Annotated in this window: 21 protein-coding genes and 1 pseudogene; 11 read left to right on the forward strand and 11 right to left on the reverse strand. The window is 71.8% G+C overall.

Going from position 1 to position 25817, the window contains the following annotated elements; genetic code table 11:
- Positions 1-75: 75 nt before the first annotated feature.
- The 3 genes from SRB5_RS18435 to SRB5_RS18445 form a co-directional block, all read right to left on the reverse strand.
- Entirely contained in the window at positions 76-837 is a 762-nt protein-coding gene (locus SRB5_RS18435; RefSeq protein WP_323378123.1) for a MerR family transcriptional regulator, read from the reverse strand.
- A 77-nt stretch (positions 838-914) separates the two neighbouring features.
- Positions 915-1682, reverse strand: a complete 768-nt coding sequence (locus SRB5_RS18440; protein WP_153453340.1) for a PIG-L deacetylase family protein — start codon at positions 1680-1682, stop codon at positions 915-917.
- Between the two features lie 109 nt (positions 1683-1791).
- The gene (locus SRB5_RS18445; RefSeq protein ID WP_153453342.1) at positions 1792-3117 is read right to left on the reverse strand and encodes a glycoside hydrolase family 18 protein; all 1326 of its coding nucleotides are present in this window, start codon (positions 3115-3117) and stop codon (positions 1792-1794) included.
- A gap of 186 nt (positions 3118-3303) precedes the next feature.
- Between SRB5_RS18445 and mgtE the strand changes: the two genes are divergently transcribed.
- The 5 genes from mgtE to SRB5_RS18470 all read left to right on the forward strand — a co-directional run bounded on the left by mgtE (position 3304) and on the right by SRB5_RS18470 (position 9055).
- Positions 3304-4638: a magnesium transporter gene (gene mgtE, locus SRB5_RS18450; RefSeq protein WP_153453344.1), complete on the forward strand. Its 1335-nt coding sequence runs from the start codon at positions 3304-3306 to the stop codon at positions 4636-4638.
- Between the two features lie 123 nt (positions 4639-4761).
- A complete protein-coding gene (locus SRB5_RS18455) occupies positions 4762-5514 on the forward strand; it encodes a GntR family transcriptional regulator (protein WP_323378124.1) in 753 nt (250 codons plus the stop codon).
- Between the two features lie 209 nt (positions 5515-5723).
- Positions 5724-5903 carry an SPOR domain-containing protein gene (locus tag SRB5_RS18460; protein ID WP_153453348.1) on the forward strand — a complete coding sequence of 60 codons (180 nt, stop codon included), beginning with the start codon at positions 5724-5726 and terminating at the stop codon, positions 5901-5903.
- Positions 5904-6085: 182 nt separating this feature from the next.
- The gene (locus SRB5_RS18465) at positions 6086-6499 is read left to right on the forward strand and encodes an ATP-binding protein (RefSeq protein WP_323378129.1); all 414 of its coding nucleotides are present in this window, start codon (positions 6086-6088) and stop codon (positions 6497-6499) included.
- 135 nt (positions 6500-6634) lie between these two features.
- A complete protein-coding gene (locus tag SRB5_RS18470) occupies positions 6635-9055 on the forward strand; it encodes a SpoIIE family protein phosphatase (RefSeq protein WP_323378125.1) in 2421 nt (806 codons plus the stop codon).
- A gap of 220 nt (positions 9056-9275) precedes the next feature.
- On the opposite strand, the gene SRB5_RS18475 is transcribed toward SRB5_RS18470, so the two are convergent.
- The 5 genes from SRB5_RS18475 to SRB5_RS18495 form a co-directional block, all read right to left on the reverse strand.
- The gene (locus SRB5_RS18475) at positions 9276-10028 is read right to left on the reverse strand and encodes a PspA/IM30 family protein (RefSeq protein WP_153453350.1); all 753 of its coding nucleotides are present in this window, start codon (positions 10026-10028) and stop codon (positions 9276-9278) included.
- A 36-nt stretch (positions 10029-10064) separates the two neighbouring features.
- Entirely contained in the window at positions 10065-12125 is a 2061-nt protein-coding gene (locus tag SRB5_RS18480) for a TPM domain-containing protein (RefSeq protein WP_153453352.1), read from the reverse strand.
- Positions 12126-12223: 98 nt separating this feature from the next.
- The gene (locus SRB5_RS18485; protein WP_153453355.1) at positions 12224-13174 is read right to left on the reverse strand and encodes an NmrA family NAD(P)-binding protein; all 951 of its coding nucleotides are present in this window, start codon (positions 13172-13174) and stop codon (positions 12224-12226) included.
- On the reverse strand, positions 13144-14739 hold the full coding sequence (dacB, locus tag SRB5_RS18490; protein WP_194292954.1) for a D-alanyl-D-alanine carboxypeptidase/D-alanyl-D-alanine endopeptidase: 1596 nt from the start codon (positions 14737-14739) through the stop codon (positions 13144-13146). Before dacB ends, SRB5_RS18485 begins: the two co-directional genes overlap by 31 nt.
- 52 nt (positions 14740-14791) lie before the next feature.
- Positions 14792-15343 (reverse strand): hypothetical protein, encoded by a 552-nt coding sequence (locus SRB5_RS18495; protein WP_153453357.1) that lies wholly within the window; start codon positions 15341-15343, stop codon positions 14792-14794.
- 199 nt (positions 15344-15542) lie between these two features.
- On the opposite strand from SRB5_RS18495, the gene SRB5_RS18500 reads away from it, so the two are divergent.
- The 3 genes from SRB5_RS18500 (at position 15543) to SRB5_RS18510 (ending at position 19962) form a co-directional block, all read left to right on the forward strand.
- A complete protein-coding gene (locus SRB5_RS18500) occupies positions 15543-16283 on the forward strand; it encodes an SDR family oxidoreductase (RefSeq protein ID WP_153453359.1) in 741 nt (246 codons plus the stop codon).
- 24 nt (positions 16284-16307) lie between these two features.
- On the forward strand, positions 16308-18992 hold the full coding sequence (gene aceE, locus SRB5_RS18505; RefSeq protein ID WP_153453361.1) for a pyruvate dehydrogenase (acetyl-transferring), homodimeric type: 2685 nt from the start codon (positions 16308-16310) through the stop codon (positions 18990-18992).
- A gap of 64 nt (positions 18993-19056) precedes the next feature.
- Complete coding sequence (locus SRB5_RS18510) at positions 19057-19962, forward strand: RNA polymerase sigma-70 factor (RefSeq protein ID WP_153453363.1); 906 nt, start codon at positions 19057-19059, stop codon at positions 19960-19962.
- A 112-nt stretch (positions 19963-20074) separates the two neighbouring features.
- Here the strand turns inward: SRB5_RS18510 and fdxA are convergent.
- Positions 20075-20371: pseudogene (gene fdxA / locus SRB5_RS18515) on the reverse strand (ferredoxin); the annotation flags it as partial.
- Between the two features lie 177 nt (positions 20372-20548).
- Between fdxA and SRB5_RS18520 the strand changes: the two are divergent.
- From SRB5_RS18520 to SRB5_RS18530, 3 genes are all read left to right on the forward strand, one after another.
- Complete coding sequence (locus SRB5_RS18520) at positions 20549-22252, forward strand: FAD-dependent oxidoreductase (protein WP_153453451.1); 1704 nt, start codon at positions 20549-20551, stop codon at positions 22250-22252.
- A 147-nt stretch (positions 22253-22399) separates the two neighbouring features.
- Positions 22400-23149 carry an SDR family oxidoreductase gene (locus SRB5_RS18525; RefSeq protein WP_153453367.1) on the forward strand — a complete coding sequence of 250 codons (750 nt, stop codon included), beginning with the start codon at positions 22400-22402 and terminating at the stop codon, positions 23147-23149.
- Between the two features lie 77 nt (positions 23150-23226).
- Positions 23227-23733, forward strand: a complete 507-nt coding sequence (locus tag SRB5_RS18530; RefSeq protein ID WP_153453369.1) for a YceI family protein — start codon at positions 23227-23229, stop codon at positions 23731-23733.
- A 57-nt stretch (positions 23734-23790) separates the two neighbouring features.
- On the opposite strand, the gene SRB5_RS18535 is transcribed toward SRB5_RS18530, so the two are convergent.
- A complete protein-coding gene (locus tag SRB5_RS18535; RefSeq protein WP_153453371.1) occupies positions 23791-24066 on the reverse strand; it encodes a hypothetical protein in 276 nt (91 codons plus the stop codon).
- 31 nt (positions 24067-24097) lie between these two features.
- Positions 24098-25765: a sodium:solute symporter family protein gene (locus tag SRB5_RS18540; RefSeq protein ID WP_323378126.1), complete on the reverse strand. Its 1668-nt coding sequence runs from the start codon at positions 25763-25765 to the stop codon at positions 24098-24100.
- Positions 25766-25817: the final 52 nt, after the last annotated feature.

Here is a 25817-nt window from a genome sequence, read left to right on the forward strand (position 1 = left end):
GAACTGGGCCGGACGGGGGAGCGGCCGGGCGGGGACGGCCGGTGGCCCGCCGCCCCCCGACGGCGGGCCCGCCCCTCAGTCCCCGCTCAGCTCCCGTCCCGCGAACACCGCGATCGCGTCCCGCACGAACCGCGCCGTGCCCTCCCCGTGCCGGTCGTAGTTGCGGGCGAAGCGCGGGTCGTCCGCGTACATCTGACCCAGCCCCGTGAACGCCTCCGCCGTCGGGCGCCGCCCCTGCCAGCCGACGGCGACCCAGTCGTAGTGCCGCCGCACGATCGCCTGGACCTCCGGAGAGTCCGCCGCCCGCCCCTCGGCGCGGGCCGTCCCGTAGTCACGGGCGATGTCCAGATGCCTCTGCCGCAGCGCCTCCTTGTCCGCCTCCGTGAGCGAACGCCACCAGCGGTCCCCGCTGCGCCAGGCGTCCTGCCCCCAGCGCTCCGTCACCTCCTGTTCGTACCGCGAGTGGTCGAACCCGTCGAACATCTCCTCCGCCATGAGCGGTTCACCTCGTCCCGTCCGGTCCAGCGTGGTCCGTACCGAGGCGATCCGGCGCTCCAGCCGCTCCCGCTCCTGCTCGAGCAGGGCCAGATGGGTGCGCAGGGCCGACGGCGTGTCCTGCTCGCCGCGCAGCACCTCCGCGATCGCCGGCAGGCCCAGCCCCAGCTCCCGCAGGAGCAGGATCCGCTGCAGCCGGACGAGGGAGTCCTCGTCGTAGTAGCGGTATCCGTTGGCGCCGGTCCGGCTCGGGGGCAGCAGCCCCTTCTCGCCGTAGTGGCGCAGGGTGCGGCTGGTCGTCCCGGCCGCCCGGGCCAGCTCCTGGATCGACCACTCCGCCACCGCGCGCCCCTTTCCCGGTACGACTCGGTACGACAACCACGCTAGAAGTTGACGTTACGTAAAGGTCAAGCCCCGCCTCACCACCCCTGCGGATACAGCTCGAAGCCCACCGCCAGCTCCGTGCCCAGCTGCTCGCCGGCGCCCCGCAGCATCTGCTCGATGAACTCCCGCGCGTACTCCCGGGGCTCCTTCTCCACCCCCAGCCCCTCGATGTACGCCCGGTGCTCCGCCAGCGACGCCACCGCCTTGGCATACGGATCGTCCGACACCCCCACCGCGTGCGTCGCCCGCGGCGAGCCCGCCACCGCCACCCAGCGCACCCCGCCCCAGGGCTCCAGCCCCTCCTCGGTCAGCTGCTCCGGGAAGATCCACCGGTTCCCCGCGCACCCCGCCGCGTCCAGCGTCGTACGGCCCACCGCCCGGTGGTCCGGCGTGTTCCACGGGGAGCCCGGCCCGGGGCCCCAGGTGTCGTGGTGGTTCAGCGTGATCAGCAGCTCCGGCCGGTGCCGCCGGATCGCCCCGACCAGATCGCGGCGCAGCGCCACGCCCTCCTCGATCACCCCGTCCCGGTGGTCCAGGAACTCCACGGCGCGCACCCCGACCACCGCGCAGCTCGCCCGCTGCTCCTCCTCACGGACCCGCGTCGCCTCCGCCGGGGCCATCCCGTCGATGCCCGCCTCGCCGCGCGTCACGAGCAGATACGCGATCTCCTTGCCCTGATCCGCCCAGTGCGAGACCGCCGCCGCCGCTCCGTACTCCATGTCGTCCGGGTGCGCGACGATCGCCAGCGCCCGCTCCCAGTCCTCGGGCATCGTCTCCAGTGGTCCAGCCGTCGAAGTCGTCATGCCCGCAAGCGTGGCACAGCCCCCACCCGGTCGGATGGGGGCTGTGGACGGCGGCGGCGCTGTGGACAACGCCGCTACCCGGACGGGTGAGGCCGGACCGGCCCGCCGCCTACTTCAGACCGGAGTCCAGCGCGTTGATCAGCTCACCGTCGGCCGTGTCCCCGTCGAGCGACCAGATCATCGCGCCGCCGAGCTTCAGGTCCTTGATGAACTTCGTCTTGGCCGTGACCACCTTCGGGTCGTCGTACGTCCAGAAGGTGTTCCCGTCGAACAGCCACGCGTGACCGTTCGCGTCGTCCCGGTAGAGGGTGAACTCCCCGGCCGCCAGGCGCTGCTTGAGCACCTTGTAGTCCTCGGAGCCCGCCTCCCACGTCGCGGGAGCCGCGGCCGCCGCGGGCTGCTGGTAGCCGTCGCCGCCACCGGTGACACCGGTCCAGCCGTGACCGTAGAACGGCACGCCCACCACGATCTTGCTCGCCGGGGCGCCCCGGCGCCGCCAGTCGTTCACCACCTGCTCCAGGCTGTCGTCGGGCGAGTGGATCGCCGACTGCTGGTTGGTGGTCTTCTCCCACGGACCGTGCAGGTCGTAGCCCTGCAGATTGCCGAAGTCGAGCAGCTCGAAGACCTTGCGGGCCTCGATGCCGGCGTCGATCGCGGCGGCGTTCGCGGGCAGGAAGGCCGAGAGCTGGTAGTGCTTGTGCTGCCTGGCGCCCTCGACGTTCAGCTGCTTGCGGAACTCCGCGAGCATCGCCGTGAAGTTCTGCTTGTCCTCGGGGCGGTAGACGGTGTCGGCGTCGCCGGGCCAGTTCGGCCACTCCCAGTCGATGTCGATGCCGTCGAAGAGGCCCTTCGCGGAGCCCTTGCCGCCCTTGCCGTCGAGCAGCGGCAGGTTGCCCTTGATGTACAGGTCGACGCAGGACGCGACGAGCGCCTTGCGCTTCTCCGGGGTGGCCACGGCGTTCGAGAAGTTCGTCGACCAGGACCAGCCGCCCAGCGAGATGAGCACCTTGAGCTTCGGGTACTTGCGCTTCAGCTCACGCAGCTGGTTGAAGTTGCCGGCCAACTTCTGCTCGGCGGTGTCCGCGACACCGTCGACCGAGTTCTCGGCGTCCATCGGCCGCTGGTAGTCGGCCCACGGGTCGCCCTCGCCCGGGACGGGCTCGAGGAAGCACTTGCCGTCGGCGTTGATGTTGCCGAACGCGTAGTTGAGGTGCGTCAGCTTCGCCGCCGTACCGCTGGTCACCAGGTCGTTGACCTGGAAGTCGCGGCCGTACACACCCCATTGGGTGAAGTATCCGACGCGCTTGTACGAGGCGGAGTCCCGCCCGCCGTGGCCGTCGTGGCCCCCGCCGCGGGCGTCGGCGATGGTCGGGGTGAGCACAACTGACAGGGCGCAGCCGGCGACGGCCAGCCGGCTGAGGAGTCTTCGGCGCATGGGCGCTCGCTTCCGTTGGTGAGACGGGGACATGGGAAGTCGGTGACGTCAGGGTCGTACTGCAGCGCACCGTATTGGCCTAGACCAAAGTGGTCAAGGGTTCCCGCGCACGGCCGCTTCCGGCGAGGCACGGCCAAACCGGACGTCATACCCTGAAACCGCTGTGACCAGGCCGAGGAGGTGTGCATGCCCGCAGCGCTCGAACTGCACGAGCTGCTGGACGGCAACGACGTCCCCGGTATCCAGGCCTGGCTGGCGGATAACCCCCCGCACGTGATCGCCGACGAGGTGGCCCGCGCCGACGACGTACGCTCCGTGCTGCTCTTCCGGCTGCTGGACAAGGAGAGCGCGCACGAGGTCTTCGAGGAGCTCGACCGCGTCGACCAGCACAAGATCCTGGACGCCCTGCGCGACCAGACCTTCCGCGACATCGTCGAGGAGATGGACCCGGACGACCGGGCCCGCCTCCTCGGCGAGGCCCCCGCGAACTTCACCGCCCGGGTGCTCGCCGGCCTCAGCCCGCACGAGCGCTTCCTGACGGCGCAGCTGCTCGGCTACGAGCAGGACTCCGTCGGCCGCTACATGACGCCGGAGATGGTCCTGCTGAAGGAGCACTCCACGGTGGGGGAGGCGCTGGCCCGGGTCCGGGAGGCGGGCGCGCACGCGGAGACCATCTACACCCTGCCCGTCGCCGACTCCTCCCGCCGCCTCACGGGCATCGTCTCCCTGCGCGACCTGGTTCTCGCCGAGCCCGGCGAACCCCTGGCGGGACTGGTGGACACCGAGGTCGTACGGGCCCACGCCACCGACGAGGTGGAGGCCGCCGCCCGGCTGATGCAGGACACGAACCTCCTGGACCTGCCCGTGGTCGACAGCGAGGACCGGGTCGTCGGCCTGCTCACCATCGACGACGCCCTCGAGGTGATCGAGGAGGCCGACACCGAGGACATCGCCCGGCAGTACGGCCAGAGCCCCGTCGAGGGGCACTACATGTCCGTCCGCGTGGTGACCCTCGCCCGCTCCCGGATCGTCTGGCTCTTCCTGCTGATCGTCGCGGCCACCATGACCGCGAAGGTGCTGCAGGTCTTTGAGGGCGAGCTGGAGCAGGCCACCCAGCTCGCCGTGTTCATCCCGCTGCTCGTCGGCACGGGCGGCAACGTCGGCGCGCAGGCGGCGACCGGCGCCGTGCGCGCGCTGGCGGTGGGCGAGCTGCGGCCCGGGGACGTGCTGCGGCTGGGCTGGCGCGAGGCCCGGGTGGGCTTTCTGCTGGGGCTGGGGCTGGCGATCGTCGGCTCGGTGCTGGCGACGGTCATGACCGACCGGGAGATCGCGCTGACGGTGGCCCTGTCGATCATCGCGATCTGCGCCTGGGCGGCCGTGGTCGGCTCCGCGATGCCCCTGCTGGCCAAACAGGTGGGCATCGACCCGGCGGTGATCTCGGCCCCGCTGGTCACCACGCTGGTCGACGCGACGGGTCTGGTGATCTACTTCCTGATCGCCCGCGTGGTGCTGGGACTCTGACGGCCTTACGGGACAGGGGTCGTGGCCTGCGCGGCCATACGGTCCGTAAATCTCACCCCCGAGCTTGCGGCGTCCATCACCGGTTGCCAAGCTCTTGCGGACTGTCAAGCTTTGGGAGCAGATGTGCCGTTCGGTGAGCAGCCCGCCTATCTACGGGTGGCCGGTGACCTGCGCAGGAAGATCGTGGAGGGTGAGCTGCCGCCCCATTCCCGGCTGCCGTCCCAGGCGCGGATCCGCGCGGAGTACGGGGTCTCCGACACCGTGGCCCTCGAGGCGCGCAAGGTGCTGATGGCCGAGGGGCTGGTGGAGGGGCGCTCGGGCTCGGGGACGTACGTACGCGAGCATCCGGTGCCCCGGCGGATCGCCCGTAACGGCTACCGGACCATCGGCGACTCCTCGCCGTTCCGCCAGGAGCAGGCGGACGAGCGGCTGGCCGGCAGCTGGGAGTCGACCAGCCGGCAGGTCGCCGCGGACCGCGAGACGGCGAACCGGCTGTGCGTCGAGCCGGGCGAGCGGGTGATGCGCACCGAGTACGTGTTCCGTGCCGGGGGCGAGCCGGTGATGTGCTCGACCTCCCACGAACCCCTCGCCGTCACCGGCCGCACGCCCGTGATGCTGCCCGAGGAGGGTCCGCTGGCGGGGCGCGGGGTCGTCGACCGGATGGCCGCGATCGACGTGGTGGTCGACAACGTGCTGGAGGAGGTCTGGGCCCGCCCCGGCCTCGCGGAGGAGACCCTGGCGCTGGGGGGTATTCCCGGACAGCTGGTGCTGGTGGTGTCCCGGACGTTCTACGCGTCCGGCAGGCCGGTGGAGACGGCCGACGTCGTGACCCTCGCCGAGCGCTACCGCGTCGCCTACCACCTGCCCGTGAAGTAACGCTCCGCCGCTCCCGGGGGCCGCTCGTGTCCCTGTTCCCACGTTGGCAAACCCGTGTCTCAAACTGTTCGAACACGGTGACGATTAAGGCGCCGCTTTGTATAAACTCGTATCCGTCGCGTGAAGGCCGGGCGTAAGCTCTGGCATATGCGCATCAGGGGATCACGCCGCTTAGCCGCGCGTGCGGGAGAGTTGCCGGGGGACGGGCGATGAGCGACGGATCGGCCCTGCCGTGGGCGGTGGTCCGCCAGGACGACAACGGCAACCGGTATCGCGTCGGCCGCTACGCCACCAAGGCGGAGGCCGAGCGGATAGCGGCCCGGTTCGAGAGCGGCGGGCACAAGCAGCTCTATCTGGTGGAGCGCGTTCCCGACGGTTCGGGCGGCTGATACCGCCCGAACGCCCCTGTTTACCCCCTCGTCACACTCGGCGTCCGGTCTGTCCCGGAATTGTTACCGACGTCCCGTGAGAAACGTCTCAAATCGGGTATCTCATAACTAATCCCCCGATTGTGGACAGGGATGTGGTCGGCGTGACACAAGCCGCTGATGCAGCGGAATCCTCATACGCAATCCGCGCCGCCCTGGTGCCCCCGGACGGACCCGTCGAGTGGTCCTTCCCCGCGGACCCGGGAGCGGTGCGCACGGCCCGCGCGGTGGTCCGCGAGACCCTGCGCAGCTGGCAGCTCGACCTCCTCACCGATCTGACGGTCCTCCTCGTCAGCGAGCTGGTCACCAACTCCCTGCGCTACGCCGACGGCCCCATCGGCGTCCGCCTCACCTGCCTCGCCGCGGGCCCCCTTCCCGCCGCCCTGCGGGTCGAGGTCTCCGACCCCCTGCCCGACCTGCCGTGTCTGCGCGTCGCCGGACCGGGCGACGAGGGCGGCCGCGGACTCCAGCTCGTCGCCGGTACCGCCCGCAGCTGGGGATCACGTTCGGGTGTCGTAGGCAAAACGGTGTGGTTCGAGCTCCCCCTGGCTGGTTAGAAGAAGGGGGGAGCGGCTGACCCTGGCCGGCTCCGGGAACCAAGCGCAGTACGGGGGCATGTTCTGAATGGCCGTTCCTGTCGCATACTCGGGCCTACGCGTACCCGGAGCAGGAAGAGCAAAGGGGGAGGTCGCGTGACGGAACAGCTGTGGCAGAGCAGTCTGCCGGGCTCGATCTACGACCACGTCCAGGTGGCGTCGTTCTCCCTGGGCCCCGACGGTCGTATCGAACAGTGGAGCGACCGGGCCGCCGAGCTCTTCGGCATCACGGCCGACCAGGCGGTGGGCGACGACCCCCTCCAGGTGCTCATCCCGCGCCAGATCCGCGACGGAGCGGCGGACACCATCGCCGGCATCCTCGACGGACACGAGTGGACCGGGCTGGTCCCCTTCGGCCGGAGCGGCCGGACCGAGGGCATCGCCGAGATCTACGTGATGCCCACCCGCGCCGGCGGCGGCAGACGCGGCGCGGTGTGTGTCGCCGTCGACGTCTACGCGCTGCGCCGGATCGAGACCGACCTCGCCGCCTCCCAGGCCGTGTTCGGCCAGTCCCCGATGGGCTTCCTCCTCTTCGGTACGGACCTCAGGCTCATCCGCGTCAACGAACGCTTCGCCAGCGCCTTCGGCCTGCCCCCCGACACCCATGTCGGCCGCACCGCCCAGGACTACCTCCCGCGCGCCGAGGCGGAACGCTTCACCGCCGCCTGCCGCCAGGTCCTGGAGTCCGGCGACCCCGTCACCGACATGCAGATCCTCGGCCCCTCCCCCGAGGAGCCGCAGCGGCTGCGCTGGGCGGTGTCGATCTACCGCGTGCACAACGGCTCCGGCCACCCCATGGGCGTCGCCGCCATCGCCACCGACGTCACCGGCCGGCGCCGCGCCGAGAGCGAGGCCGCCTCCGCGCGGCGCGGGCTGGCCCTGCTCAACGAGGCCGGCGCGCGGATCGGCTCCACCCTGGACCTGGAGACCACCGCCCGCGAGCTGCTCGACGTGACCGTCCCGCAGTTCTGCGACATGGCCTGCGTGGACCTGTACCAGAGCCTCCTCGACGGTGACGAGGGCCGGCCGGGGACGGGTGACGGCAGCGCCGAGCTGCGGCGGGTCGCGTTCGCCTCCGCCGTCTCCGACACCCCGGTGACGGCCGTCGGGTCCAGTCACCGCTTCACCTTCCACTCCCCGTACGCGAGCGCGCTGCGCACCGGTCAGGTGCAGGTCGTCGCCGCCGGCGAGGAGGACGCGCACGTGCGGACGACCCTCGCCGTGCCGCTGGTCGCGGGGGACACCGTGGTGGGGCTCGTGCAGTTCTCCCGTACCAAGGGCAGCGAGGACTTCGGGGAGCGGGACACCGCCCTCGCCGTCCAGATCGCCGCGCGGGCGGCGGTGTGCATCGACAACGCGCGGCTCTACCGGCGCGAGCACTCGCGGGCGCTGATACTGCAGCGGAGCCTGCTGCCGCCGGGGGATCCGGAGGCCGCGGGGCTGGACATCGCGTGCCGGTATCTGCCCGGGAACACGGCCACCGAGGTGGGCGGCGACTGGTTCGACGTGATCGAGCTGCCCGGGCACCGGACGGCGCTGGTCGTCGGGGACGTGATGGGGCGCGGGCTGCGGGCCGCGGTGGCGATGGGGGAGCTGCGGACGGCCGTGCGGACGCTGGCGCTGCTCGATCTGGAGCCGGCCGATGTGCTGACGGCGCTCGACGAGATCGCCAGTGGGCTCGGGGACATGTCCGAGGTCTATATGGCGACGTGCGTGTACGCCGTGTACGACGCCGTGACGCGGCGGTGCATGATCGCCAACGCGGGGCATCTGCCGCCGATGGTCGTCGAGCCGGGGGAGCCGCCGCTGCTCCTCGAGGTGCCGTCGGGGATGCCGCTGGGCGTGGGCGGGGAGCCGTTCGAGGAGGTCGAGGTCGAGCTGCCGGACGGGGCGATGCTGGCGCTGTACACCGATGGGCTGGTGGAGTCGCGCGATCATCCGCTGGACGAGGGGCTCGAGGCCTTCCGCAAGGCGCTCACCGGGGCGCCGCGGGCGTTGGAGGACGTGTGCGATCACGTGCTCGACACGTTGCACACGCGGCACGGTGAGGACGACGTGGCGATGCTGCTCGCCCGGGTGCGGGCGCTGCCGGCGGACAGTGTGGGGGACTGGAAGCTGGACGCGGAGCCGAAGTCGGTGGCCCGGGCGCGGGAGCTGGCGCGGGCGCAGCTTCTCGCGTGGGGGCTGGACGGGCTCGTCGACACGTCGGAGCTGCTGGTGTCGGAGCTCGTGACCAATGCGCTCCGGCACGGGGAGGGGGAGATCCGGCTTCGGCTCCTTCTCGACCGGACGCTGGTGTGTGAGGTCTGGGACGCGGCGCTCCGCCAGCCTCGGCGGCGGCGGGCGCGGGATACGGATGAGGGGGGGCGGGGGCTTCAGCTGGTGTCCCTGCTCAGCAGCAGCTGGGGGTCGCGGCGTACGCCTCAGGGGAAGACGGTGTGGTTCGAGCTCGCCCTCCCGGGGGAGGGGGTGGCTCCTCCGGGGGACGCGGTCGAGGCTCTGCTGTCGGTGTTCTGACGGTTCTGGGGCTCCGCCCCAGACCCCGTTTCGGCGCTTCGCGCCTTGGCCTCAAGCGCCGGCCGGGCTGATAGTGGTGCTTGTTGCGTTGCGTCTCCGGGTGGCGGTAGGGATATCGGCGCTTCGCGCCTTGGCCTCAAGCGCCGGCCGGGCTGATAGTGGTTTGTCGCGCTGTGTCTCCGCTTGCCGGTCGGGCGTACGGGAGTCGAATCGCCTGTGGTTACGCCGCCTTCCCCGACGTGATCGACGACACCGTCCCCCCGCCGTTCTTCAGCGCCGCCAGCCGCGATTCGATCTCCGTCTTCTCCGCCATCTCGTCCAGCGACTCGAACTGCGCGTCCAGCGACGATGCCGCCAGTTCCGACTTGCCCAGCGCGCGGGCCTCCTCGCGGCGGATCTTGTCCTCGAAGCGGCCCAGTTCCGAGGTGGGGTCCATGACGTCCATCGACTTCACCGCGTCCAGCATCTGGTTCTGGGCGTCGGCCGTGCGGGCGCGGGCCACCAGGGAGTCGCGTTTGGCGTTCAGGTCCTGCAGTTTCACCTTCATCGCCGACAGGTTCGTCTTGAGCTTGTCGACCACCTCCGTCTGGGAAGTGATCATCGGCTGGGCCGCCTTCGCCTCGCCCTCGTGGCGGAGCTGGCGGTCCAGGGCGACCCTGGCCAGCTGGTCGAAGTGGTCCGCCTGGGTGGCGTCGCCCCCGGCGCGGAGTTCGTCGGCCTTCCGGCTCGCCGCCAGGGCCTTGCCGCCCCACTCCTCGGCCGTCGAGACGTCCTCGCGGTAGTCCTGCTCCATCAGGCGCAGGTTGCCGATCGTGGTGGCCACCGCCTGTTCCGCCTCGCGGATGTTGTTCGAGTAGTCGCGGATCAGCTGGTCGAGCATCTTCTGCGGGTCCTCGGCCTGGTCGATGAGCGCGTTGATGTTGGCGCGGGCCAGCTGGAGGGTGCGGCCGAGGATGGTCTGCTTGCCGGTCATGGTCGAAGGACTCCTTGGTGTCGGTGAGGTGGGTGTCTAGAAGCGGCCGCCGCCGCCCATCCGGCCCGTCGTACCGGCGCCGCCGAACGAGCCGGGGTTGAAGCCGCCGCCGAAGCCGCCGCCGAATCCCCCGCCCCGGCGGCCGCCGCCGCCGAGCATGCCGCCGAGGATCAGGCCGCCGAGCATGCCGGTGTTGAGCCCGCCGCCCATGGGCACGGGGCCGCCGAAGCCGCCGTAGCCGGAGACGTCGTCCTCCGCGAGGCGGCGGGCCTCCTCGCCCAGCTGGTCGGCGCGCTGGGCGTGCTGCAGCGCGGTGGCCGGGTCCGTGGCGCCGAGGGATTCGGCCTGGTCCAGATGGCGTTCGGCCTCGTGCAGGCGGGTACGGGCCCGGGTGCCGATGCCGCCGCGGTGGGTGGTGATGAAGTCCCGCGCCGCGTCGACCTCGCTGCGGGCGGTGAGCAGCGCCTGGTCCAGCAGCGCGGACGCCCGGCGTTCGCCGTCCTCCCGCTCCCGGGCGCCTGTGAGCGCCTCCTCCAGGCCGGCGTCCGCCTCCTCGACGCGGCGCAGCACCGACAGTGGGTCGTAGCGGCCGGCGGCCACCTCGCGGCCGACCTCCGCCAGCACCGACTCCGCCCGGCCGATCCGGCCCCGCAGGTCGGCGGTGGACTCGTCCTGGCGCGTACCGGTGACCATGCCGCGGGCGTCGGCCAGATCGGCCTGGGTGTCGCGGATGGCGGCGGCCGTCTTCGCCGCGGCCTCCCGCAGTTCGCCCTCCCGCCGCAGCACTGCGCCGGCCAGGGTCTCCGCCTGGTCGACGGCGCCCTCGGCGGCGCGGACATGGACGGCGGCGGTGTTGCCGTCGCCCGCGTCCAGGGCGGTACGGGCCTCGCCCAGGTGCTGCGTCGCGAACTGGAGACGGTCCCGGGCCTCGGCCGGGTGGCCGGCGATCGCGGTGACCGCGGACTCGGCGTACTCCCCGGTCATCGCGGTGAGGGCGGTCTCGGCCGCGGTGATCCGCTCGGGCAGTCGCGCCGCCGCGGCCTCCGCGTTCGCCAGGACCTCCGGGGCCTTGGTGACCATCTGGCGCAGCTGGTCGAACGAGGCGGACTCCGCGTCCAGGCGCTTGTTGGCCTCCGTACAGCGGTGGACGATCTCCTCGAGCATCGCGCGGCGGGTCGCGTCGTCCTCGGGGTAGGCGTCGTCGAGCTGCTGGCGCAGCCGGAACGCCCGGGTGAGCTCCTCCTTCGCCGAGGTGACGGCCTGGTCGAAGGGGGCGGCGGTCGCCTCGCCGAACTGGGCGGCGGCGAAGCCGAGTTCCTCCTGGCTGGTGCGGATGGCGTCGTCGGTCTCGACGAGCAGCTGTTTCGCCCGGTCGTCGAGCTCGGGCAGCGGGGTGACCGGCGGGGCGCCGCCGTCCCCGCCCCAGCCTGCCGGCTCGCCGCCGCCGGTGTCCTTGCGCTTCCTGCGCCGCGACGAGAAGAGGTAGAGCGCCGCGGCCCCCGCGCCGCCCACCGCCACCACGGGGATGATCACGTCGGAGGCGGTGAACTGCTCGGCGCCCCCGTCGCCGCCCGGGTTCGCCGGGCCCGGGGTGATCGCCGGGGCGGGGACCGGATCGCCGGCCAGGACCGCGCCGAGGCCGTCCGCCCCGCCGATCGCGGCGCCCGCCCAGTCGTTCTGCCGCAGGGCCGGCTCGATGGCGGTGGCGTTCACCTCGCGGATCTGGTCCTCGGTGAAGCCGGAGTCGGTGGCGGCGGACACCGCGTACTGGCGGTCGCGGGTGGCGACGGCGAGCAGCACGTCGTTCTGGCCCAGGCCGTTCTTCGTGGCGGTGGCGTCCGCCCAGTCCTGGGCGCCGCGGCCGGCGAAGTTACGGACGTACGCGACGAACAGCTGGACGCCGTGCTCCGTGTCGAGCCGGCGCAGGGCGTCCTCGACGTCGGGCTTACGGCTGCCGAGCGCGCCGACCTGGTCGGTGATCTGACCGGGGCCGTCCAGCGTGACGGGGTCGACGGCGGGAGCCCCACCCGCGGCGGGCGCGGTGAGCAGCAGCAGCGCCGCCGCGCCCAGACCCGCGGCCAGTCGGCGTATGTGCATGGGTGCGCGCCCGCCTCTCTCCGCCCGGAGCCGCTTCGGGGCGGCTTCGTCACGTTTGCGAGCTTATGGGCGGGAGAGGCCGGACGCACCCGGGGCGATCAGCTTCCGGGCATCGCCGACAGGACGTCGCGCAGGGGCGCCGGCATCCGGCCGGTGAGGTCGGTGTAGTCCGCCGACACGGCCTCCCACCTGCGTTCCCGTACGGAGGCGAACATCGAGGAGAAGGCGTACAGCCACCAGTGCTCCTCGCCCGCCCGGGCCGTCTCCACGGTGTACTCCACCGGGTCGATGTCCTCGTACCGGACCTTGGTCCCCCAGACCTCCCCCGTCACCGCGGCGATCTCCGCGACCCCGAGGGCGGCGGGGCCGGTGATGTCGTGGTGGCGCCCGGTCGGCGCGCCCAGCGCGAGGGCGGCGAGCGCGTGGCCCACGTCCGTACGGGAGACGAGGGCGATGCGTCCGTCGCCCGCGGGCAGGCGCAGGGTGCCCGTCGTACGGGCCCTGGTGAGCCAGTGGGCGAAGAACTCCGTGTAGATCGACGCCCGGGCGAAGGAGTGCGCGAGGCCGGAGCGGCGGATCAGCTCCTCGGTGTGGCCGTTGGCCTGGGCGTAGCAGAACGGCGAGGCGCTGTCGGCGTCGATGCTGCTCAGGGCCGCGATGTGGGTGACGCCGGCGGCCGCCGCGGCGCCGACGAGGTTCGCGTGGTGCGTCATGACGTGGGAGGTCTCGCCGTCGCTGGAGACCAGGACCAGGGTGTCCACGCCGGTCAGCGCCGCGCGCAGGGCGCCGGCGTCGCCGTAGTCCGCCCGCCGGACACCGACGCCGGCGGGGAGCAGCCCGCCGGGCGGGGTGCGGCGGGTGAGGGCGACGGTCTCCACCCCGGCGCGGGCGGCCGTCTCGTGGACGACGGCCGAGCCCAGCCGTCCGGTGGCGCCGGTGACGGCGATACGCATGGGTCCCCCCAGGGAGTCCGGGGCGGTGCGGGGGCCGGCACGCCGGTCCCCGCACCGCTCGTCGGTCAGCACATACGCGGCTTCTGCCACGAGCACTCGAGGTCCGCCGCCGGCGCGGTGCTCCGCGTCGCGGACGGGCCCGTGGTCAGTGTCGCAGGGGCCGATTCCGCGGAGTACGAGGCCAGGGCCACGCCCACCTTGTCCTCGATGTCCTTCACCGACGAGGCCATGTAGTTGTTCAGCTGGACGGTGAAGACCAGTTCCCGGCCGTCCGCGTCCGTCACGTACCCGGACAGCGACGAAGCGCCGGTCAGCGAGCCGGTCTTGCCGCGGACGTTGCCCGCCGCCTTGGTGCCGCACATCCGCGAGCGCAGCGTGCCTCCCGTGAACCGGTCCGGCACACAGGCGATCGGCAGCGCGTCGTACCACTCCTGGAACCAGGGCTCGGCGCGGACCTTTGTCAGCAGCTTCACGAAGGCCTCGCCGGAGATGTTGTTCATCCGCGACAGGCCCGAGCCGTCCACCTGGCGCAGCTGGGCGGTGTTCACGCCCAGCGAGGAGAGGTACGCCGAGATCCGGGACAGGCCCGCGCTCCAGGTGCCGGCGCCCGACTTCTCGTACCCGATGGTCTTGACCAGCATCTCGGCGTGCATGTTGTTCGAGAGCTTCAGGAACGGGATGAGGAGCTGTCCGAGCGTCATCGAGTCGTGCGTGGCCACCGGCTCGGCGTCCGCCGGGGCGGCGACGCCGAGCCGGGTGCCGCCCAGGACCCGTACGCCGTGCGCCTCCAGCGCGTCGCGGAAGACGGCGGCGGCATAGCCCGTGGGCTCCCAGACGGCGATCCACTCCTTGGTGGCCGAGGCGCCGACCGGGATGTCGCCGTCGATCACCACGGTGTTGTTCCCGTGCTCGCGCGAGATGCCGAGCGTGTCGCGCTGCCCGGCGGCCACCGTCGTCCCGCGGACGTCGATCTTCACGTACGAGTTGGGCGGGGTGACCTTGACGACCGGCTTGTCGCCGGCCTTCGCCCCGGGGAACGCCTCGACGATGACCGTGCCCGAGTCGTAGTCCGTGTCCGGGGCCAGGGTGAGGGCGGAGATCTGCGCCGAGTAGTACGAGTACTCGTCGTCGGCGGCCCACGAGTTGCCCAGGCGGTTGCTGTCGAAACGCGTGTCGTCGGCGACCACGCCTCCGGTGACCTGGGTGATGCCCGCGGCCGCGACCTGGGCGGCGAGGGCGTCGTAGTCCGCGGCGAGCATCGTCGGATCGCCGGTGCCGCGCAGATACAGATCGCCCCGCAGGGCGGTGCCGTTGCGGTCGCCCGCGGCCAGGACGTCCGTGGACCAGCGGTAGTCCGCGCCGAGGAGCTCCACGGCGGCGGTGGAGGTGGGCAGTTTGGTGTTCGAGGCGGGCATCAGCCGGGTGTTCGGGCTGTGCTCGAAGATCCGCTCTCCGGTGTTCGCGTCGGCGACGATCACGTCGGCGACGGCGCCGTCGAGCCGGGGGTCGGCGAGGATGTTGGTGAGCTGCTGGCGCAGCGCGTCGTCGTCCGGGGCGGACGACGCGGGGGTGCTCACCGTGAGACCGAGGGCGAGGGCGGCGGTCAGGGGCCAGATCCAGGCCCGGACCTGCGGGACGAAACGTCGCGGGGATCTGCTCATGACCCGAGCATTCCGGATCAACTCCCGTGACGACAGGCTCTGTCGCCGCGCGTCATTGGTCGAACCGCTGGCAGAGGGCCGGGCCCGGCTCCGGCAGGACGACCCCGCACCGCACGCACAGCGGCGGTGCCCCGTCCGTGCCCTCCCGCCCGCCGCACACCCGGCACGACGTGACCCCGGCGGGCGGCTCCGGGGCGTGCAGGATGCGTTCGATCACCACCGGGAGGGGGTCGGTGGGATGGAACACGGGGTCCGGGCAGTACGCGATGTTCCCCCAGCCCCGCTGCCATTCGCGCCACAGCTCGCCCTGGCCGACCTGGCGCCGCCCCTGCGCCTTCGCGCTGCGGCGGCGGCCCGCGAAGTCCCGTACACCCGCGAGCCACAACTCCCGGGCGTCGCTCAGTTCCTTGACCGCGGCTCCGAGCGACGCCGGGTCGCGGGCCGGGTCCTTGGGGATCCGGGCGCTGAGTCCCAGGTGGTGGTAGGTCGCCCGGAAGCCGTACGGGGCGAAGACGGCCAGGCAGCACCGCAGGTTCGTGTGCCTGACCCGTGGGGGGATCGTCTCGTTCTCGACCTTGCGCCTATGGGTATGGAAGTCGCTCATGTGGTCGAAGGTATGCGCAGCGAGATGAACGGCGCACCGTGCGTAACCGACTCGTCACACAAATGTTCAATGGTCCAGACCTATTGACAGCCTGGGGTCGCCCCCATGTCACAGCGGTGACCCGTCGCCGGTCCTAGGGAATGCGGGCGTCAAACGCCAACCGGACGTGGACGCCGCTTCCTGGAGGAAAGGGACCCTGATGAGAGTTGCCGTCGCGGGAGCCACCGGACTCGTCGGCTCCGCCACCGTCACCCGCCTGCGCGAACACGACGTCGAGGTCGTCCCCCTCTCCCGCCGCACCGGCACCGATCTGCTCACCGGCGAGGGCCTGGACGAGGCGCTGCGCGGCGTGCACGTCGTCGTCGACGCCACGGACTCCGCCCTGCGCACGGGGGAGGCGGCGTCGTACTTCTTCCGCCGCGCCACCGCCAATCTGCTGGCGTCCGGCGCCGCGGCGGGCGTCGCCCACCACGTCGTCGCGTCGATGGTCGGCGCCGGGCCCAAGTGCCCCGGGTACTTCGGGGCGAAGGGGCTGCAGGAGGAGCAGGTGCGGCGGTCGGTGATCCCGCACTCGATCGTGCGCGCGGCGCCGTCCTTCGAGGCCATCGAGGCGATGGTGCTGGCGGACACGGACTGGGACATCCTGTGCGTCCCGCCCGCGCTCACCCGCCCGCTGGCCACGGACGACGTGGCGACGGCGCTGGCCCATGTCGCCGTCGGGCTGCCGCTGTTCGGGGCGCTGGACGTGGCCGGGCCCGAGGGGTACCGGCTCGACGACTTCGTGGGCAAGCTCCTCGCCGCCCGGGGGGACGCGCGCGAGGTCGTCGCCGACGAGCGGACCGGGATGTACGACACCGTGCTGGAGGAGTACGCGCTGCTCCCCGACGCCCGGGCCCGGCTGGGCCGTACGACGTTCGACCAGTGGCTCGCGCGGGTCTGAGACACCCCGGGCAGAGAGGCAGCAATGAACGCACCGAACCGGCCGGCCATCCCCCTCGCGGCCAGCGAACTCGACCAGGTCCCCGACCGCGACGCCGAGGAGACCCGCGAATGGCAGGCCTCCCTCGACGCCGTCATCCGCAACGCCGGCCCCGACCGCGCCGTGTACCTGCTGCGGCGGCTGCACGAGTACGCGGCCCGCAGCGGCGCCACCGCCCCCGGCCTGCTGACCACCGACCCCCTCAACACCGTCGCCGCCTCCGCGCAGCCCCCGTACCCCGGTGACCTCGCCATGGAGAAGCGGATCACCGCCCTCAACCGGTGGAACGCCGCCGCCATGGTCACCCGCGGCTCCCGGCTGGGACTCGGCGGGCACATCGCCACGTACGCCTCGGCGGCCTGGCTGTACGAGGTGGGCTTCGAGCACTTCTTCCGCGGCAAGGACCGCGACGGCTCCGGCGACCAGCTCTACGTCCAGGGCCACGCCTCGCCCGGCATCTACGCCCGCGCGTTCCTCGAGGGCCGGCTGACCCAGGAGCAGCTCGACAGCTTCCGCCGCGAGACCGGCGGCCACGGACTGCCCTCGTACCCACACCCGCGGCGGCTGCCCTGGCTCTGGGAGTTCCCCACCGTCTCCATGGGCCTGGGCCCGCTGGCCGCCGTCTACCAGGCGCGCTTCAACCGCTATCTGCTGAACCGGGGCATCAAGGACACCTCCCGCTCCCACGTCTGGGCGTTCCTCGGCGACGGCGAGATCGACGAGCCCGAGTCGACGGCCGCCCTCGAACTCGCCGCCCGCGACGGCCTGGACAACCTCACCTTCGTCGTCAACTGCAACCTCCAGCGGCTCGACGGCCCGGTCCGCGCCAACACCGCGATCGTGCAGGAGCTGGAGGCCCGCTTCCGCGGCGCCGGCTGGCGCGTCGTCAAGACCCTCTGGGGCGAGGCCTGGGACCCGCTGCTGGCGCGGGACACCGACCGGTCCCTCGTCCGGCGGCTCGCGGAGATCCCCGACGCCCAGTTCCAGACGTACGGGGCGCGCGACGCCGCGTACGTACGGGAGCACTTCTTCACCGGCGACACCCTGGCGGCGCTGGGCGCCGGGCTGGACGACCGGCGGATCACCGAGCTGTTCGCGACCTCGCGCGGCGGGCACGAGCCGCTGAAGGTCCACGCCGCCTACCGGGCGGCCCTCGACACGGGGGAGGGGCCGTCCGTCGTCCTGGCGCAGACGGTGAAGGGCTACACGCTCGGGTCGGCGTTCGAATCCCGTAACGCCAACCACCAGATGAAGAAGCTCACCATGGACCAGTTCCGCACCATGCGCGACCTGCTGGAGCTGCCGATCCCCGACAGCGCGCTGGCCGGCGACCTGGTGCCGTACTGGCATCCCGGCGAGGACTCGCCCGAGGTCCGCTATCTGCGCGAGCGGCGCGCCGCCCTGGAGGGCTTCGTGCCCGTGCGCCGGGTGGTGGACCGGCCGCTGAAGCAGCCGCCGGCGAAGGCGTTCGCGGCGCCGGAGAAGGGCTTCGGCAAGCAGGAGGTCGCCACCACCATGGCGCTCGTGCGCCTGGTCAAGGACCTGATGCAGGACCCGGAGACGGGCGCGCGCTGGGTACCGATCGTGCCCGACGAGGCGCGGACGTTCGGGATGGAGTCGCTGTTCCCCAAGGCCGGGATCTACTCGCCGCTGGGGCAGAACTACGACCCCGTGGACGCCGACCAGCTGCTGCACTACCGGGAGGCCACCGACGGCCAGCTGATCGACGAGGGCATCACCGAGGCCGGTTCGCTGGCCGAGTTCACGGCGGCGGCCACCGCGTACGCCACCCACGGCGAGCCGATGATCCCCTTCTACATCTTCTACGCCATGTTCGGCTTCCAGCGCACCGGCGACCAGTTCTGGGCGCTGGGCGACCAGATGGGCCGCGGCTTCGTCGTCGGCGCGACGGCCGGCCGCACCACCATGACCGGCGAGGGCCTGCAGCACGCCGACGGCCACTCCCTGCTGCTGGCGTCCACCAACCCGGCCGCCGTCAGCTACGACCCGGCTTTCGCGTACGAGATCGCGGTGATCGTCCGCGAGGGGCTGCGCCGGATGTACGGCGACCGGCCGGAGGACGTCTTCTACTACCTCACCGTCTACAACGAGCCCAAGCGCCAGCCGGCGATGCCGGCCGGCCCCTCGGTGGAGGAAGGCATCGTCCGCGGCATCTACCGCTTCCGCCAGGCCGAGCCCCGCGGCGTCGGCCCGCGCATCCAGCTGCTGGCCTCCGGGACCGCCATCCACTGGGCGCTCGAGGCCCAGGAGCTGCTCGCCGGCCAGTGGGGGGTGCTCGCCGACGTCTGGTCGGTGACGAGCTGGACCGAGCTGCGGCGCGACGCGCTCGAGGCCGACCGGGCGCGGCTGCGCGGCGAGGAACGGACGCCGTACGTGACGGCCGCGCTGGCGGACGCGACGGGGCCGGTGCTCGCCGTGAGCGACTGGATGCGGCAGGTGCCCGACCAGATCAGCCAGTGGGTCGGACACGACTACTCGTCCCTGGGCACCGACGGCTTCGGCCTGTCGGACACCCGCGAGGCCGTCCGGCGCTACTTCCGGGTCGACCCCGAGTCGATCACCCTGGCCGCCCTGGACCAGCTGGCCCGGGCGGGCGTCGTCGACGCGGACACCGTCGCCGAGGCCCGGGAGCGTTACCGGATGGGGTGACGGCGGGCCGGGCGAGCCGGGGCAAAGGGCGCGCGTAGCATCGGTCTCCCAGGTAAGGAGACTGATGCACGGCCCGCACGACAACGACGCACCCGACACCCTCGACGACGCGGTACGGGACTTCATGGCCGTCCGCCGGCGCCTCTTCGGCGTCGCGTACCGCATCCTGGGCAGCGCCGCGGAGGCCGAGGACGTCGTCCAGGACGCCTGGCTGCGCTGGCAGGCCACCGACCGCACGGTGGTCAAGGACCCGACGGCGTTCCTCATCACGGTGACCGCGCGGCTGGCCGTCAACGTCGCGAAGTCCGCCCGCGTCCGGCGCGAGACGTATCCCGGCCCCTGGCTGCCCGAGCCCGTCGACACCACCGCCGACCCGCAGCTGGGCGCCGAGCGGGGCGGCGCGCTGGACCTCGCGGTGCTGCTCCTGCTGGAGAAGCTGAATCCGCTGGAGCGGGCCGCGTACGTACTGCGCGAGGCCTTCGACTACCCGTACGCGCAGATCGCCGCGATGCTCGAGTCGAAGGAGGCGACCGTACGGCAGTACGTCAGCCGCGCCCGCCGGCATCTGGCGGGCGAACGCCGCGAGAGCGTCGGCGCAAAGGCGCACAAGCGGCTGATGGAGGTCTTCCTGAAGGCCGCGCAGACCGGCGACCTGAAGGGCCTGGAGGAGGTTCTGACGGACGACGTCGTCAGCTACTCCGACGGCGGCGGCATCCGCAACGCGTCGCGGATCCCGGTCGCCGGACGGACCCGCGTCGCCCGCTACCTCGCCGCGTTCGCCCCGCGCTTCTGGCCGGAGGCCGAGGTGCGCTGGGTCGAGGCCAACGGCAGCCCCGGCGTGCTGGTCTCGCACGCCGGCGAGGCCGTGGCGCTGCTGCTCACGGACGTGTCGGAGCGCGGCGTCGAGCGGATCATGTGGGTCATGAACCCGGAAAAGCTCGACCCGTACGTGGCCTCCCTGGGGAACTGAACGGGGCCGGCGGAGTCCCCAGGGAGGCCGGTCAGGGGGCGGGGAACCAGACGTCCACGATCGCCGGGTCCTCCTTGCCGATCCCGAAGAGGGAGATCTCCTTCTTGTGCGCGCTCTGCGGGGGCAGCGCCGCGACCACCGGATGATCGCCGCCGGTGAGCGCCGGCCCGCCCCCGCCGGGGAAGAACTCGGCGTTCACCGCCGTCCAGTGCGCGTACTCCGCGGGCACGTCCGCCTCGTAGAAGATCGCCTCCACCGGGCACACCGGCTCGCACGCGTGACAGTCCACGCACGCCACCGGGTCGATGTAGAGCGTCCGGCCGCCGGCCACGATGCAGTCCACGGGGCACTCGGCCACACAGGCCAGGTCCATCACGTCGACGCAGGGCTGGGCAATGACGTACGTCATCTTCTCCTCTTCCGGGTCATGAGCGGCCGGTACGAGGGATGACCGGACGGCGGCCCGGGATGTGACACCCGCGACAGTCCGGCCCGTGTCACAGGGCCCGGACCTGCCCGGTCCTATCGGTGAAATCCTTTGTGATCGGAGTGGACCGTGACTGTCACCGAACAACGACTTTCCACCATGGTGCTGGTGATCGGTACGGGCGGAGCGGGTCTGCGCGCCGCGATCGAGCTGGCCGAGGCCGGGATCGACGTCCTCGCGGTCGGGAAGCGTCCCAAGGACGACGCGCACACCGCGCTTGCCGCCGGCGGCATCAACGCGGCCCTGGCCACCATGGACCCGGAGGACTCCTGGCAGCAGCACGCGGCGGACACCCTGAAGGAGAGCTATCTGCTCGCCGACCCGCGCACCGTCGAGGTCGTGACCCGGGGCGCCGCCCGCGGCATCGACGACCTGGAGCGCTACGGCATGGCCTTCGCGCGCGAGCAGGACGGCCGGATCTCGCAGCGCTTCTTCGGCGCCCACAAGTTCCGCCGCACCGCCTTCGCCGGCGACTACACCGGGCTGGAGATCCAGCGCACGCTGGTCCGCCGGGCGGAGCAGCTGGACATCCCCGTGCTGGACGGCGTGTACATCACCCGGCTGCTGGTCAACGACGACGGAGCGGTGTTCGGCGCCTACGGCTTCGGGCTCACCGACGGCCGGCGCTATCTGATCCACGCCGACGCCGTCATCCTGGCGGCCGGCGGGCACACCCGGATCTGGCGGCGCACGTCCTCGCGGCGCGACGAGAACACCGGCGACTCCTTCCGCCTCGCGGTGGACGCCGGGGCGCGGCTGCGCGACCCCGAGCTGGTCCAGTTCCACCCGTCCGGGATCATCGAGCCGGAGAGCGCGGCCGGCACCCTGGTCAGCGAGGCGGCCCGGGGCGAGGGCGGCATCCTGCGCAACGCGCTGGGGGAGCGGTACATGTCCCGCTACGACCCCGAGCGGATGGAGCTGTCCACCCGCGACCGCGTCGCGCTGGCCTCGTACACGGAGATCAAGGAGGGCCGCGGCACCCCCAACGGCGGTGTGTGGCTGGACGTCTCCCATCTGCCCCGGCAGACGATCATGTCGCGGCTGCCGCGCGTCTACCAGACGCTGCTGGAGCTGCAGATGCTCGACATCACCCGGGAGCCGATCGAGATCGCCCCGACCGCGCACTACTCGATGGGCGGCGTCCGGACCAGCCCCGAGGACCACAGCACCGACGTCAAGGGCCTGTACGCCATCGGCGAGGCGTCCAGCGGACTGCACGGCGCCAACCGGCTCGGCGGCAACAGCCTCATCGAGCTGCTGGTGTTCGGCCGGCTCACCGGACAGGCGGCAGCCGCGTACTCCCGCTCGCTGACCTCGCACACCCGCTCGGCGGCGGCCGAGGCGTCCGCCCGCGCCGAGATCGACGACCTGCTGAAGGCCGACGGTCCGGAGAACGTACGGGCCCTGCAGCGCGCCATCCGCAACACCATGACCGAGCACGCCGGCGTCGTCCGCGACGAGACGGGCCTGCGGGCCGGGCTGGCGGAACTCACGGCGATCGAGAAGCGGATGGAGGACGTCGGCGTCCACCCGGACATCGCCGGCTACCAGGACCTCGCCCACGCCTTCGACCTGAAGTCCGCCGCCCTGTCGGCGCGCGCCACGCTGGAGGCCGCGCTGGAGCGCCGGGAGAGCCGCGGCGCCCACAACCGCAGCGACTTCCCCGAGCAGGACCCGGAGCTGACGGTGAACCTCGTCTGGTCGCCGTCCACCGGTGTCACCCGGGAGAGCATTCCGGAGATTCCCCGGGAGATCGCCTCCCTCATGGAGGACGTCTCGACCGACGGAAAGCTCGTCGAATAACCCGTCCGGGGATTTCCCCGCACCGCTGTCACAACCAGCACAGCTGTTCGGTCAGTACTGGTACAGAACGAAAACCACCGGACGCCGGTGGACGGCAATTGAGGGGCCGTCCACCGGTCCGGAATTGAATTTCCGAGAGGAACCCCCATGAAGGTCGTAGTGATCGGTGGCACCGGGCTCATCGGCTCGAAGGTCGTCGCCAGGCTCGGTGAGCACGGGCACGAGGCGGTCGCGGCCTCTCCCGACACGGGTGTCGACACGCTGACGGGCCAGGGGGTCGCCGAGACCCTGGAGGGCGCGGACGTCGTCGTCGACGTGTGCAACTCGCCCTCGTTTGAGGACGAGGCCGTGATGAACTTCTTCCGCACCTCGACGACGAACCTGCTGGAGGCGGAGGCGAAGGCCGGCGTCAAGCACCATGTCGCGCTGTCGGTCGTCGGCACCGAGCGGCTGCAGGGCAGCGGGTACTTCCGGGCCAAGCAGGTCCAGGAGGATCTGATCAAGGACTCCGGTATCCCCTACTCCATCGTCCACGCCACCCAGTTCTTCGAGTTCATGAAGAGCATCGCCGCTGCCGCCACCGACGGCGACACGGTGAAGCTGGCGCCCGTGCAGTTCCGTCCCGTCGCGTCGGACGACGTAGCCGCCACCGTCGGCCGCACCGCGGTCGGCACCCCGGTGAACGGTGTCGTCGAGGTCGCCGGGCCCGACGAGTTCCAGCTCGACGAGCTGATCCGCAAGGGCCTCAAGGCCAAGAACGACCCCCGCACCGTCGTCACCGACGAGCACGCCCCGTACTTCGGCACGGAACTGCAGAAGACGACGCTGCTGCCGGGTCCGGACGCGAACATCTCCGACATCCATTTCGCGGACTGGCTGGCCCAGCAGACCAAGTGAGGCTAATTCAATGGCCCCCGCCTGCGTGCGGGGGCCATTGGCGTATCCATTTCCGGTGAACGGAAGGAACGGGCCGAATGTTCGATGACCAGCTCGTCGAATTCCCGAAGGACCCGCCCTCGCATTGGCCGGCCGGGCTGTACGCCGTCGACCCGTCCCGTACCACCATCGCGTTCACCTTCCGGTACGGAATGGTCGCGCGCGTCCGCGGGAGATTCACCGCGTTCGAGGGGCTGCTGCGGCTCGGCCCGGCCGGACCGGCGGGCTTCGAGGCGCATCTGAGCGTCCAGACCGGCAGCGTCGAGACGGGGCAGCAGGCGGGCGACGCGCTTCTCGCGGGCCCCGAGCGGCTCGACGCCGTCCGCTACCCGCTGATGAGCTTCCGCTCCACCGGGACCAGCGACGCCGACGGCGACCAGTTCCTGCTGGCGGGCCTGCTGCGGATCAAGGACCGGGAACTGCCCCTGGAGCTGGGCCTGGAGTACTGCGGCGCCGGCCCGGCGGGCGTCCGGTTCGAGGGCGGCGTGGCGCTGGGTCGCGGCAGCGTGGACCTCGACATCGCCGCCGTGCGGCTGGACGCGTAGCGCAGCGAGGAGCCCGGCCGCGATGCGGCCGGGCTCCTTCGCGTCTCCCGCGGCCGGTCAGTCCCGGTCGGCGTCCCCGGGCGCCGGGGCCCGCCCGAGCGGGCGCAGATACGCCCACAGGGCGAACAGCGCCGCGGCGGCGATCATGCCGAGGCCGGCCCACAGATTGGCGTTCACGTCACCGGTCTTGACGCGGTCCGCGGCCGAGTCGGAGACCAGGCCCATGACGGTCAGCACGATGCCGTAGCACCCGATCAGCCCGGCGATGACGCTGCGGATGTCCAGGGCGCCGGCGTGGTGCCGGGCGGGGGCGGCGGACTGCTCGTCGTTCATGTACGGGTTCCTTTCGAAGGACGGGCGGCGGTCAGTGGAAGACCGCGTTGAGGGCGATCACGAGCACCAGGGACACCCCGGCGAGCTTCACCGGCGCCCGGTACCAGGGCAGCCGCCCGGCCGCCGGATCGGCGGCCCGCTTCCCGGGCGTGCGGGTGTACACGAACCCGGCCAGCTCGGCCGCGGGCTTGGGCCTGGTGGCCAGGCTGACCGCGACGCTCACCACGATGTCCGTCACGAACGCCACGCCCGCGGACACGAACGCCGCGCCCTGTCCGGGCAGCGAGATGACGTCCGTCTCGTTCAGCAGCCACACGGTGACCGCGCCCAGCGTCCCGGACACCAGACCCGTCCAGCCGGCGGTCGCCGTCATCCGCTTCCAGAAGATGCCGAGGATGAAGGTGGCGAACAGCGGCGCGTTGAAGAACCCGAACAGGGTCTGCAGATACGTCATCAGGTTGCCGTAGTTCGACGCGATGAACGCCGTCCCGATCGCCAGCACCGTCGCGCCGACGGTGGCCCAGCGGCCGACCTTCAGGTAGTACGCGTCGGGGCGGTCCTTGCGTACGTACTGCTGCCACAGGTCGTAGCTGAAGACGGTGTTGAACGCGGAGATGTTGGCCGCCATCCCCGCCATGAACGCGGCGAGCAGCCCGGTCAGCGCCAGCCCCAGCAGACCGGTGGGCAGCACGTCGCGGATGAGCAGCAGGATCGAGTCGTTGTACGTGACCCCGGAGCCGTCCTTGCCGCTCTTGAGCCGTACCACCTCGGGCACCAGCACGCCCGCGATCATCCCGGGGACGACCACGAGGAACGGGATGAACATCTTCGGGAAGGTGGCGATGATCGGCGCGCTGCGCGCCGCCCGCAGCGAGTCGGTGGCCATCGCCCGCTGGACCTCGACGAAGTTGGTCGTCCAGTAGCCAAAGGAGAGCACGAAGCCCAGCCCGAACACGATGCCCAGCACGGACACCGCCGAGTTGCTGAACCCGGCCAGCTCGGTGCCCGGCCAGGACGACAGATGCTCGCCGTCGCCCCCCGCCCGCATCTTGTCGACCAGCCCGTCGACGCCGCCGACGCGGTGCAGGCCGATCAGCGTCAGCGGCAGCAGCGCGGCGACGATGACGAAGAACTGCAGGACCTCGTTGTAGATGGCCGCGGACAGCCCGCCCAGCGTGATGTAGCTCAGCACGATCGCGGCGGCCAGCAGCAGCGCCACCCACAGGGGCCAGCCGAGCAGCCCGTTGACCACGGTGGCCAGCAGGAACAGGTTGATGCCCGCGATGAGCACCTGGGCCAGGGCGAAGGTGATCGCGTTGACCAGATGGGCGCCGGGACCGAAGCGCTTGCGCATGAACTCCGGGACGCTGCGCACCTTGGAGCCGTAGTAGAACGGCATCATCACGACGCCGAGGAACAGCATCGCGGGGATCGCGCCGATCCAGTAGTAGTGCATGGTCGGCATGCCGTACTCGGCGCCGTTGGCCGACATGCCGATGACCTCGACGGCGCCGAGGTTGGCGGATATGAAGGCCAGCCCGGTGATCCAGGCGGGCAGCGAGCGGCCCGACAGCAGGAAGTCCAGACTGCTCGACACACGCCGGCGCGCGGCCACCCCGACCAGCAGGACGACCGCGAAATAGACCAGGATCAGGGAGTAGTCGACGAATTCGGCGCCGATCCTCAGGGGATCGTCCACAGGTGTTCATCCTTTCCGGCCGGGCGCGCCCGGCGTGTACGGGGGGAAGACC

This window comes from Streptomyces smaragdinus (genome assembly GCF_009604385.1).
Lineage (GTDB): Bacteria > Actinomycetota > Actinomycetes > Streptomycetales > Streptomycetaceae > Streptomyces > Streptomyces smaragdinus.

Bases quoted from the DNA above. Each gene is read 5' to 3' on its own strand.
- SRB5_RS18440 (WP_153453340.1), bottom strand. From the start codon at position 1,682: ATGACGACTTCGACGGCTGGACCACTGGAGACGATGCCCGAGGACTGG.
- SRB5_RS18445 (WP_153453342.1), bottom strand. From the start codon at position 3,117: ATGCGCCGAAGACTCCTCAGCCGGCTGGCCGTCGCCGGCTGCGCCCTG.
- mgtE (WP_153453344.1), top strand. From the start codon at position 3,304: ATGCCCGCAGCGCTCGAACTGCACGAGCTGCTGGACGGCAACGACGTC.
- SRB5_RS18460 (WP_153453348.1), top strand. From the start codon at position 5,724: ATGAGCGACGGATCGGCCCTGCCGTGGGCGGTGGTCCGCCAGGACGAC.
- SRB5_RS18475 (WP_153453350.1), bottom strand. From the start codon at position 10,028: ATGACCGGCAAGCAGACCATCCTCGGCCGCACCCTCCAGCTGGCCCGC.
- SRB5_RS18480 (WP_153453352.1), bottom strand. From the start codon at position 12,125: ATGCACATACGCCGACTGGCCGCGGGTCTGGGCGCGGCGGCGCTGCTG.
- dacB (WP_194292954.1), bottom strand. From the start codon at position 14,739: ATGAGCAGATCCCCGCGACGTTTCGTCCCGCAGGTCCGGGCCTGGATC.
- SRB5_RS18495 (WP_153453357.1), bottom strand. From the start codon at position 15,343: ATGAGCGACTTCCATACCCATAGGCGCAAGGTCGAGAACGAGACGATC.
- SRB5_RS18500 (WP_153453359.1), top strand. From the start codon at position 15,543: ATGAGAGTTGCCGTCGCGGGAGCCACCGGACTCGTCGGCTCCGCCACC.
- aceE (WP_153453361.1), top strand. From the start codon at position 16,308: ATGAACGCACCGAACCGGCCGGCCATCCCCCTCGCGGCCAGCGAACTC.
- SRB5_RS18510 (WP_153453363.1), top strand. From the start codon at position 19,057: ATGCACGGCCCGCACGACAACGACGCACCCGACACCCTCGACGACGCG.
- SRB5_RS18520 (WP_153453451.1), top strand. From the start codon at position 20,549: ATGGTGCTGGTGATCGGTACGGGCGGAGCGGGTCTGCGCGCCGCGATC.
- SRB5_RS18525 (WP_153453367.1), top strand. From the start codon at position 22,400: ATGAAGGTCGTAGTGATCGGTGGCACCGGGCTCATCGGCTCGAAGGTC.
- SRB5_RS18530 (WP_153453369.1), top strand. From the start codon at position 23,227: ATGTTCGATGACCAGCTCGTCGAATTCCCGAAGGACCCGCCCTCGCAT.
- SRB5_RS18535 (WP_153453371.1), bottom strand. From the start codon at position 24,066: ATGAACGACGAGCAGTCCGCCGCCCCCGCCCGGCACCACGCCGGCGCC.